This is a genomic window from Acinetobacter stercoris (genome assembly GCF_900323515.1).
GTDB lineage: Bacteria > Pseudomonadota > Gammaproteobacteria > Pseudomonadales > Moraxellaceae > Acinetobacter > Acinetobacter stercoris.
Map to the genome: position 1 here is coordinate 1 of NZ_OOGT01000193.1, position 7558 is coordinate 7558.

Annotated in this window: 6 protein-coding genes; 2 read left to right on the plus strand and 4 right to left on the minus strand. The window is 38.9% G+C overall.

Going from position 1 to position 7558, the window contains the following annotated elements:
- Positions 1 to 212 precede the first annotated feature (212 nt).
- The 3 genes from KPC_RS15985 to ompR form a co-directional block, all read right to left on the minus strand.
- Complete coding sequence (locus tag KPC_RS15985) at positions 213 to 818, minus strand: hypothetical protein (RefSeq protein ID WP_121975352.1); 606 nt, start codon at positions 816 to 818, stop codon at positions 213 to 215.
- Between the two features lie 374 nt (positions 819 to 1192).
- Complete coding sequence (locus tag KPC_RS15990) at positions 1193 to 2653, minus strand: ATP-binding protein (RefSeq protein ID WP_121975353.1); 1461 nt, start codon at positions 2651 to 2653, stop codon at positions 1193 to 1195.
- A 32-nt stretch (positions 2654 to 2685) separates the two neighbouring features.
- The gene (gene ompR, locus KPC_RS15995; protein WP_121975354.1) at positions 2686 to 3450 is read right to left on the minus strand and encodes an osmolarity response regulator transcription factor OmpR; all 765 of its coding nucleotides are present in this window, start codon (positions 3448 to 3450) and stop codon (positions 2686 to 2688) included.
- A gap of 677 nt (positions 3451 to 4127) precedes the next feature.
- On the opposite strand from ompR, the gene KPC_RS16000 reads away from it, so the two are divergent.
- Positions 4128 to 6500: a Tex family protein gene (locus KPC_RS16000; RefSeq protein ID WP_121975355.1), complete on the plus strand. Its 2373-nt coding sequence runs from the start codon at positions 4128 to 4130 to the stop codon at positions 6498 to 6500.
- Between the two features lie 43 nt (positions 6501 to 6543).
- Here KPC_RS16000 and KPC_RS16005 read toward each other — a convergent pair whose 3' ends face one another.
- Positions 6544 to 7299, minus strand: a complete 756-nt coding sequence (locus KPC_RS16005; RefSeq protein WP_121975356.1) for an SDR family oxidoreductase — start codon at positions 7297 to 7299, stop codon at positions 6544 to 6546.
- Positions 7300 to 7403: 104 nt separating this feature from the next.
- Here KPC_RS16005 and KPC_RS16010 point away from each other — a divergent pair.
- Positions 7404 to 7558: helix-turn-helix domain-containing protein (locus KPC_RS16010; RefSeq protein ID WP_146196653.1), on the plus strand; the 155-nt coding region annotated here is incomplete at its 3' end.

The window sequence follows — 7558 nt, forward strand, 5'->3', positions numbered from 1 at the left end:
TAGTAAAATCATAAGCTTAATGTATTTTTGAATTGATCATAATTTTTTTATAATAAAAAGTCTCGTGATTTATTGATTAAATAATGGAATATTTTCTTTTTATTTGCTTTTAAAATGTACCAATAAAGGTTGTTTTTATCGGTACATTTATTTTCTAAATGTGTGGTGAAACAAGTTACTTTTTAGCCGTTTATAGGGTTCTGTTCGTCATTTTACATGGTTACATGTGAGTGACTAACGGTGTTGTTTTCTAACAATTCAGTGAGTGCTTGCTCCAAAGTCATATTTGCAGTACTGTCTTCGAGCATATGAGATAAAAAATTACGCCATAAACTTTTATAATCTTCACTGTGGAAGTCAATGATGCCAAACTTTCCATGCTCATCTATAAAGATATGTCTTGCAAAATCGTGATCAAATTGACGCATACCTAAACCAATATAGCGTTGATTAATATCTAGTAATTCAGGTGTTTGGCGATCCAGCTTTGACCAGCTATTACCTAATTGATAACGAAGCCAATCAATGATCCCAAGAGAATGCAAGTGCATGAGTTTATGGGTTTCCTGTAAGGCTGGAATTAAAATTGAAACAGGTAAAAGCCGAATGGACATACCCGTATCGTGACAGCCTATATCCTCATATCCAACACCACCAATCTCTTTATAGAAACGAAGTAGTTCAGGAGGTAGAGCATGTTTGCTCACACGTTGTAGCTCGGATATCTCTTCTGGAGTGGAAACAGGATGAGTGAACGCCTTTAATTCATAAGGCATAAAGACCAGATTAAGTTTTTGTACGGATTGTTCAAGGTTCATAATATCACCTTAATTATTGTAAATCCGAGATCAGACTATTACTTATATCCCCAAGTTGTTTTTAGCATCCATCGGAGTGGCTGGATTTAAAATCTTGCGACTCCTATTGCTCGTGATAGCAAAATCAGATTTTAAATTGAAAGAGATGTGTTAGTTAAATTTTTTAACAAACACGATTTTAAAGAGTCTGCTTTTAAAAGTGGCTATTGTTATTAAAATTAGCTCCTCTACAGTGATCATGTCTATTCATGATGAAACAATATGCTACTGTTAAAGCTCTCTGTTAAATAATAAAAACATCTAAATAAAGAATAGCTTAAATTGGCAATATGTCAAAATTTAAAGTTATTGTAAGAGAGGGTATTGGGTAACTGTTAAAAACGATCACTCAATGTTTGTTTGATTTTATGTATGGGGCTATTTGACACGGGTTCTTCAGGTTTTTCTATAGAGACTGGAAGAGAAACAATTGCCTCAAGACCACCTTCAGCTCGGTTATGGATCAACAGCTCACCTTGATGGATATCAACAATACGTTTAACAATTGCTAAGCCCAGACCGCTCCCTTGTACTGTTCTAGCGGAATTTCCCCGAACAAAAGGTTGCATGAGTTCGTCAATCTGATTTTCAGGAATCCCCTCACCATGATCTGCGACACTAATCATCAGGTGATTATCCTTGACATAGGCATCAAGCTCAATTGGTTCAGCACCATAACGTTTGGAGTTGTTGATCAGATTACCAATCAGGCGTTTTAATGATAATGAACGGGCAGGGATAACAGGTAACTCTTGTGGGGTAAAACGTATGTCTAGGGGTTTAAACTGGATGACCAGTTCTTGTAAAAGCGAGTTGATATTAGTCTCTTGTAGTTCTTCATCAGAACCATCTCGCATATAGGAAATGAATTGATTTAAAATAGCGTCCATGTCATCAACATCGTATATCAGACCTTCTTTTAGAAAATCATCATCAGACATCATCTCGGCGCTTAAACGTATACGCGTCAACGGGGTGCGCAAGTCATGGGATATACCAGCCAGCATGATTCTACGATCACGTTCAGTCTGGTCAAGAGTGTAAATCATGCGGTTAAATGCCTGGTTTACTTCGCGGATTTCCTGAGGTCCATGATTGGTTTCCAGATAAGGTGCCGTACCTGTTTTACTATAGTTGTTGGCCGCATTTTGTAGTCTGCGTAGTGGTCTGTTAAGTTGTCGAACCAAAGTCAGGATGATGATAAAACATAAAACTGGAACTCCGAGCAACCAACCAAAAACCAATTCGGGGCTATAGTTGGCATAAGTTTTCAATGGTTCTCTGACCCAGTTACCTTGCATTTCAGGTGTTTGAATCCAAATCATGGGGCTTGGCTTAAATTTAAAATACACAGTGACATCTTTCGCCCCCATTTCTTTTGCGAGCTTTTCTTCCAGATGCCCTGTAATGTAATCGGCAATAAACTTATCTTTAACACTCGGGTATTCTTGAGGATTAGTCACATATTCAAGACCAATACGATTTTTTAGCCACTGATCAACATCAAGTGGAACACCATTATGGGTCACTTGTAAGTTAGGATTGTGGATTACCTCCAATTCTAGAGCTAAATAGCGTGCATGTTGTTGTAATTCAGGAAGATAAAGTGTTCGCCAAAAGAACCAAAGTGTTGTAAACCAACAGATAAAGACGATAAAAATAACCAAAACAGTAGTTCGCATCGCAGCAGAACGCGGTTTGATTTTATCTAAAAACCGCTCCCACGAGGTACGCTTTTTTTCAGAATAGGCACTAAAATCTGAAAAATCTTTAGGGTCAATTGGTTCTAATTTCACATTATGTTCCTGTTTTTAAATGGTACTGAAAGTTATTCAGCACCATCCGGAACAAATACGTATCCCACACCCCAAACCGTCTGGATATAACGTGCACGTGCAGGGTTTTCCTCAATTAATCGACGTAAACGAGAAACCTGAACATCAATGGACCGCTCCATTGCACCCCATTCACGACCACGGGCCAGATTCATCAATTTATCGCGCGTTAATGGCTCGCGTGGGTGTTGTACCAGTGCCTTAAGTACGGCAAATTCACCTGTTGTTAAGGTTACCACCTGACCTTCGCGAGTTAAGGTACGTGTTGAGAGATCTAAAGACCAAGGACCGAATGACACAACTTCTACTTGCTGACTTGGCGCACCAGGGACTTCACGAACCTGACGACGTAGTACCGCACGGATACGGGCAAGTAATTCATTTGGGTTAAATGGTTTTGGTAAGTAGTCATCAGCACCAGCCTCTAACCCTGCAATACGGTCAGAATCACTGCCACGTGCAGTAAGCATGATAATCGGTGTGTCAATATTGGATTGGCGTAAACGTCGGCAAATACTTAAACCGTCTTCCACAGGAAGCATGAAATCAAGCACGATGAGAGAAAATAACTCACGTTGTAACAATCGATCCATTTGAGTCGCGTCGTGCGCTGTTTTCACTACAAAGCCTTTGTCTTCCAAAAAGCGCTGTAAAAGGGTACGTAAACGCACATCATCATCGACAACTAAAATGCGTTCGACTCGATCAGTTTCATTTTGTACTACATCTGTATTTTCAGCAGGTACAACTAAACTCATGATGCACTCCCTTAAATTGTCATTTATAAATATTCGTTGATCTTGAGTATAATGCCTAAGTTCTTGTTAAGACTATGTATCAATTTGCTCAAAATTACAATTTTAAGCGCTATTTGAAAACAAAAAACAACATCATTGATGCGATTTCTAGGCATCATTTATATCTATATTTGTTATATTTTCATGTTTTGCAAGGTGAGTGTTCTGTTGTGTGCATAAAAAACAGAGAATAGAACCTTGTTTATAAATAGAAAATTTAGCATTCTCAAATGAAACTTTTATGTATTTGGTACAAATTCGGCAGCTTTGCTTGAAATTTTTCTTAAAAAGGGCAATTCTTGATGTTTATTTAGAAGTGCTAAAATCTTTATTTAAAATTATAGTAACAGTTTTATTGTACAAAAATGCATGATTTGCGAAAGCTTTGGTGTAGTATTTGCTTGCTTGAAAAGCATTGAATGTTGATTATCTGTATATTGAGGTTGTTAAAAGAGCAGTGCTAGTTAGCTTTTCTGAAGTAAAATGTATTTAAAAGCACAAAAATTCAGATCAAAAATAGAAGAATTTTAGACTTTTATCACTTTTTTCATTAGGAATATGCAAAACAATTGTGGATTTTATGGTCTCGGTCTTTATAATCACTAACTTTTAGTCCTTATCCTGTGGAATTAAACACGATGACTGACTTAGTTCAGCAGTTGGCAAGTGAGCTTGCCGTACGTCCAAACCAAGTAGAAGCTGCCATCAAATTGATTGATGAGGGTGCCAGTGTTCCATTTATCGCACGTTACCGTAAAGAAGTAACGCAAGGCTTAGACGATACGCAGTTACGCCAATTAGATACGCGTTTATCGTATTTACGTGATTTATATGAACGCCGTGAAAAAGTTATTGAATCACTCAAAGAACAAAATAAATTATCTGATGATTTGCTTGCACGTGTAAATGCAGCAGAAACTAAAAATGCGTTAGAAGAAATTTATGCGCCATATCGTCCGAAACGCACCAGCAAATCTTTTAAAGCTAAAGAAGCAGGTTTAGGACCGATTGCAGAAAAAGTTCTGACTGAAAATGTTGATCCGGCAGAGGCTTTGGCAGTTTTTAGCCATGAAGAATATCCTGATGCGGAAAGCCAGCTTGATGCGATTCAGCACATCATCATTGATGAATGGGCGCAAAATATTCCACTTACAACAGAATTGAAAGCAACATTTGCGAAAACAGCAGTGTTGAAAAGTCTGGTTGCGAGTGATGAGAAAAAAGAAGTTGGTAAAAAATTCCGTGATTACTTCGATTTTTCAGAGAATTTGAATAAAGTTCCTTCTCATCGACTGCTTGCAATGTTACGTGGACGCCAAGAAAACGTACTCGGCTTAAAAGTGGATGGTGAAGATGATGCGCCATTGCTACGTATCGAGACAGAATATAATTTAGAAACTCTTGAGCCGCAGTCACGTCAAGACTTTTTAAAGCAAACCGCTAAACTGTTCTGGTTAGGTAAAGTTCGCCCGACGATTGAGCATTCATTGCTGACTGAGAAACGTTTGAATGCTGAAGCGGAAGCGATGCAGGTATTTGCTGAAAATCTTCGTCATTTATTACTTTCAGCCCCAGCGGGTTCACGTTGTACATTGGGCGTAGACCCTGGTATCCGTACAGGTGTGAAACTGGCAGTAGTATCTGATGCAGGAGATGTTCTTGCACATAGTACAATCTATCCTTTTGCACCAAAAGAAGATAAAGAAGGTTCTATTGCTGAACTTGCTCGCCTTTGCCGTGAGTTTAATGTGGAATTGATTGCCATTGGCAATGGTACTGCCAGTCGTGAAACCGAAGCTGTCGTTTCTGAAATGATGGCACAAAATACTGACTTGAAACTTACGCGAGTGACAGTTAGTGAAGCTGGAGCATCGGTTTACTCCGCTTCAGAGCTGGCTGCTGCCGAGCTTCCAGAACTGGATGTTTCAATTCGCGGTGCGGTTTCGATTGCACGTCGGTTACAGGATCCTCTTGCTGAATTGGTGAAAATTGATCCTAAATCAATTGGTGTAGGACAATATCAACACGATGTCAATCAAACTGGCTTGGCGAAAACACTTGATGCTGTAGTTGAAGACTGTGTGAATGCTGTTGGTGTTGATGTTAATACAGCTTCACCTGCGATTTTGGCTTATATTGCGGGTCTAAATAAAGCAATTGCTCAGCAGATCGTAGAATTCCGTAAAGAAAATGGTCGTTTCGACAACCGTCAGGCATTGAAAAAAGTGCCACGTTTAGGCGAACGAACTTTTGAACAAGCCGCTGGTTTCTTGCGCATTCAGGATGGTTCAGAACCACTTGATGCATCAGCAGTTCACCCTGAAAGTTATGGTCTGGTTGAAAAAATTGTTGAAGCTAAAGCGACAACAGTGAAAGATATCATTGGAAACACAGAAATTATCCGCCAGGTTAAAGCAGAAGACTTCGTCGATGACACATTTGGTCTTCCTACAGTTCAAGATGTATTGAGCGAGCTTGAGAAACCTGGTCGTGATCCTCGTCCAGAGTTCCGTACTGCTAAGTTCCGTGATGATATTACAGAGGTTTCGCAGCTATCAGAGGGTATGCAACTTGAAGGTGTGATTACTAATGTCACTAACTTTGGTGCATTTGTTGATATAGGTGTGCATCAGGATGGTTTGGTACATATTTCTGAGCTTGCCAATGAGTTTGTATCTGATCCGCATAAAGTGGTTAAACCAGGTCAAATTGTACAAGTGCGTGTGATTCAGGTTGATGCTGAACGCAACCGTGTAAACTTGTCTATGCGACCAGAAGGCTCTGAAGCACCGGCTAAGGCACAGCGTCAACAACCACGTCGTGAACATCACAACGAGCAACGTGGTGAACGTAAGCCTCAGGCGAAGCGTTCTCAGGGGCGTCCAAATCAGGATAATAAAGATAAAGCACCTCGTCATGGCAACAAGCCACAAGACAAGAAACCTCAAGAGAATAAAATTGGTGGTTTTGGTGAATTGTTATTACAAGCTGGGATCAAAGGTTCTAAATAATCTTTAAGACTTAGAAAAGGGCGATTATGATCGCCCTTTTCTATTATCGTGTTGTATAACCACCGTTTGCAAAAATCGTTTGTCCTGTAATCCACCAGCCATCTGTCACTAAAAAACGAATTAAAGATTCAATATCTTCAATTTGGGTAAGTCCACCAAGTGCTGATGCTGATTTATGGTAGGCTACGGCATCGTTTGATTCCTGCCCATAGAAAAAAGCTGTGTCCATTGGACCAGGTGCAACAGCAGTTACAGAGATTCCACGCTCTCCGAACTCTTTTGATGCTGCACGGGTATAGTGTTCAACTGGTGCTTTTAATCCTTCATAAGTTGAATATAAACCTGTATATGCTGCCAAGAGACTGGTGACAACACTACAGATTTTCCCATGATCATTTAGATATTTCCCTGCAGCCTGGATAAAGAAATATGCAATTTTAGAGTTAATATCACTCATCGCATCAAATTCCTGTTCAGTCGTATCTAAATATGATTTTTTTAGAACGCGTCCAACGGTGTTGATTGCGATATCGACTCCACCAAATTCTTGCTTAGCCCGAATAAATAACTCTTCTATTTTTGAAATATCTGATAAATCTGCCTGTACAAGAATCGCTTTAACCCCCGAGTCTAATACTGTTCTCATAGTATTTTCAGCCTCGGTTTTTGATGATTCACTATTATAGTGAATAACCAGATTTGCACCTTGTTCAGCAAATTTTTTTGAAATTAGCCCACCTAAGTTTTTAGCTCCACCTGTGATGATTACTGTTTTATTTTTCAATTCGTACTTTGCCATTTTTGCTCAACCTGTCATGTAAGAATGATTATTGTATTGTGTTAAATTTGAACGAAATACCAGATATAATTGAATAGATTGTTTGAAAAAGTTGAATAATAAAGATGGATAAAATAGAACGTTTGAAGATATTTTGCATGGTGGCAGAAAAGCAATCTTTTAGTCAGGTCGCCAAACAATTAAATTTACCGCGCTCAACCATTACCTATGCGATTCAGGCATTAGAAAAAGAATATGAAATTTTATTATTTTATAGAAC